Origin of the sequence: Kitasatospora sp. NPDC057198 (assembly GCF_042670125.1) — a bacterium.
In the GTDB taxonomy this organism is placed as follows: Bacteria; Actinomycetota; Actinomycetes; order Streptomycetales; family Streptomycetaceae; genus Kitasatospora.
On sequence record NZ_JBHUWH010000695.1, the window covers coordinates 1 to 2,887 of the forward strand.

Sequence of the window (2,887 nt, forward strand, 5' to 3'; positions counted from 1 at the left end):
GGACGGCCCCTTCCGGGTGACGGGTACCCGTGGAACGGGTAACGGGTGTCGGTGGCGGTGGGTCAGGCGGCGGCGGGGAGGTCGAGGCCGCGGGTGGTGACCAGGTGGGCGGTGCCGTCGACGAGGCGGTAGGAGAGGCCGACGACGGCGGTGGTGCCCGCGGCGACGGCGGCGGCGAGGGCGTGGGAGCGGTCGAGCAGCAGGGCGACGGTGTGCCGTATGTGCTCGTCGATGAAGTCGGAGTTGTCGGTGTAGCCCGCGGCGTTGGCGGCCAGCACGCTGGGGGTGACCCGCTCGATGACGTCGCGGACGAAGCCGTCGCCGCTGGAGCCGGCCGCGACGGCCTCCCGGGTGGCGCCGACGGCGCCGCAGGAGTCGTGGCCCAGGACGATCACGAGCGGGGTGCCCAGCAGGCTCACGCCGTACTCGATGCTGCCCAGCACCTCCGGGCCGAGCACGTGGCCGGCGGTGCGGACCACGAACAGGTCGCCGAGGCCCTGGTCGAAGATGATCTCGGCGGCGAGCCGGGAGTCGGAGCAGCCGAACAGCACCGCGAACGGGGCCTGGGAGGGGGCGGTCTGGGCGCGGCGGGCGGCGTCCTGGTTCGGGTGGCGCGGGGTACCGGCGACGAACCTGCCGTTGCCCGCCAACAGCATGTCGAAGGCGGCCTGGGGAGTGAGGTGATCGGCGTCAGTCATGCCCGCAGACTACGTCCCCCGTCCGCCGCCGGTCGCGTCCGGGCCACCTCCTGGACGTTCCGACACCGGGCGCAAGCCATGATCAAACGGCGCATAGCGGCCGGAATCGTCCGGATATCGTGGCCGTGACGGCGATAATCGCCGCCGCACCGGACAGCTGGTACGAATACCATCGGTCCGGGGGCGGTCGCGGAGCGGCGTTGACCGGCGCCGACCGCCGGAACGCGCCGCAGCGGGCGGAGCGAGAGGGAGCGAGGGGGAGCGGTGGGGACGACGGACGAGGGGCACCCGGCGCAGTTCGATGCGGTGCCGTTCGATGCGGTGCCGTTCGACGCGGTGCCGTTCGACGCGGCGCTGTTCGACGCGGTGCTGTTCGACGTGGACGGGGTGCTGCTGGACTCGCTGCCCGCCTACCGCCGGATCTGGACGGCCTGGGCCGCACCGCACGCCCTGGACGCCGAACACGTCTGGCGGCACACCTTCGGCCGCCGCCCCGAGGACACCGTCCGCGAGGTCGCCTCCGCCCTCGACCCGGCCGCCGAGCGCCGCGTCCTGACCGCGCTGATGCACCGTGAGGGCGACGCCGCCTTCCCCGCCGCGGACGGCGCCGCCGAACTGCTGGCGGCGCTGCGTCCGGGCGGCTGGGCGCTGGTCACCTCGGGCGTCCGCGAAACGGTGCGCCGCAGGTTCGCGCTGGCCGGGCTGCCGCTGCCCGCGGTGCAGGTGTACGGGGACGACGTGCGGGAGGCCAAGCCGCACCCCGAGCCGTACCTGCTGGCCGCGCGCCGGCTGGGCGTCGACCCGCGGCGCTGCCTGGTGGTGGAGGACGCCCCGGCGGGCGTCGCGGCGGGCGCGGCGGCCGGGTGCACGGTGATCGGCCTGACGCTCTCCCACCCGCCCGCGGCGCTGCCCGGGGCGGCGCTGTGCGTGCCCTCGCTGCGGGCGGCGGGGGCGGAGTTGGCGCGGCTGCTGGGGCCGGGGCCGGGGCAGCGGACGGGGCAGCGGGGCGGCGGGGTGGCGGGGCGCCCCGGCGGCCGTCAGCCGAGGTCGGTGTAGCGGTCGGGGACGAAGGCGCGCAGCGCGGCGGACAGCCCGCGCCCCCGGTCGGGCAGCTGGTCCAGGCGCAGCAGGACGTGGCCCGGGTGGCCGCCGTCGACGAAGCCGCGCGGGAACGGCAGGACGCTGCCGGGCGCGGCGTACACCACCAGGTGCGGGTGCGCCTCGACGCCGTGCGGGAGGCGGCCGGTGGTGACGGCGCCGATGTCGGACCAGCGGGCGAACACCTCCGGCTCCGCGGGCTCGCGCAGCCCGATGCCGTCCGGGCCGATCCGCAGCCGCAGCGGGCGCGACTGGCGGCGGACCATCCGTACGGACGCCCAGCACAGCGGGGCGGCGAACGGCAGGCCCAGCACGGCGAGCGGCGCGGAGCCGAGCGCGCGGCCGAGGGCGACGGCGACGACCGGCGGGACGGCGCAGATCGCGGCGGCGGTGGCGGTGACGGCCAGCCGGACGGCGGTGCTGTTCCGGCGGGCGGTGAACTGCCGTTCGACGCCGCCGAGTTCGGGCGGCCGGATGTCGCGGGGGCCGGGCGGCAGCAGGTGCCGGGGTGCGGTCTCGAACCGGGGCCCGGCGAACTCCCGCAGGGCGCCGACGAGTTCGGCCCGCGGCTGGTCGAGGTCGGCGCAGTCGAGCAGGGTGTGCTCGCGCGGGTCGGCGGCGCCGCGCCCGCGGGCGCGGGGCAGTTCGGCGCCCGGGGCGAGCCGCAGCACCAGCCGGGGCGGGGAGACGCCGGATCCGTGGTCCTCGGCGGACCGCGGCGGGTGCCGCAGCGCGATCGACTCGACGACTTCCCAAGGGAGTTGGGCGTCGTGCAGGGTGATTCCGGTGTCGTCCAGGCGGAGCCGGAAGGGCCTGCGCAGGCGGCGCAGTTCGGAGGCGCCGCGCAGCAGCAGGCCCGCGCACAGGACGAGCAGGGCCAGCGCGCCACGGCGGGCTCCTCCGCCGTCGGCCGCGACGGCCCAGGCCGCGGTGCCGAGCACGCCGGGTGCGGACCAGCCGACCAGGCGCCGCCCGCGTCGGCGGATCCGCCCGCTGATGGTGAACTCCATGCCCCCGCCCGTCCGTTGGGCCCGCCCGGTGGGGCAATCCTGCCCGCCGCCGCCCCGTCCGGACCGCCCGGGGCGCAGGCG

At 77.5% G+C, this 2,887-nt stretch carries 3 protein-coding genes; 1 reads left to right on the plus strand and 2 read right to left on the minus strand.

Translation table 11 applies throughout. The annotated features are described in order from the left end of the window. Positions 1 to 62: 62 nt before the first annotated feature. The gene (locus tag ACFUEL_RS37870) at positions 63 to 698 is read right to left on the minus strand and encodes a carbonic anhydrase (RefSeq protein ID WP_380242486.1); all 636 of its coding nucleotides are present in this window, start codon (positions 696 to 698) and stop codon (positions 63 to 65) included. A 264-nt stretch (positions 699 to 962) separates the two neighbouring features. Here ACFUEL_RS37870 and ACFUEL_RS37875 point away from each other — a divergent pair, with 264 nt between their 5' ends. Further along, complete coding sequence (locus ACFUEL_RS37875) at positions 963 to 1,754, plus strand: HAD-IA family hydrolase (RefSeq protein WP_380242488.1); 792 nt, start codon at positions 963 to 965, stop codon at positions 1,752 to 1,754. Here the strand turns inward: ACFUEL_RS37875 and ACFUEL_RS37880 are convergent. Next, on the minus strand, positions 1,736 to 2,806 hold the full coding sequence (locus tag ACFUEL_RS37880) for a hypothetical protein (RefSeq protein WP_380242490.1): 1,071 nt from the start codon (positions 2,804 to 2,806) through the stop codon (positions 1,736 to 1,738). The genes ACFUEL_RS37875 and ACFUEL_RS37880 overlap by 19 nt on opposite strands. Positions 2,807 to 2,887: the final 81 nt, after the last annotated feature.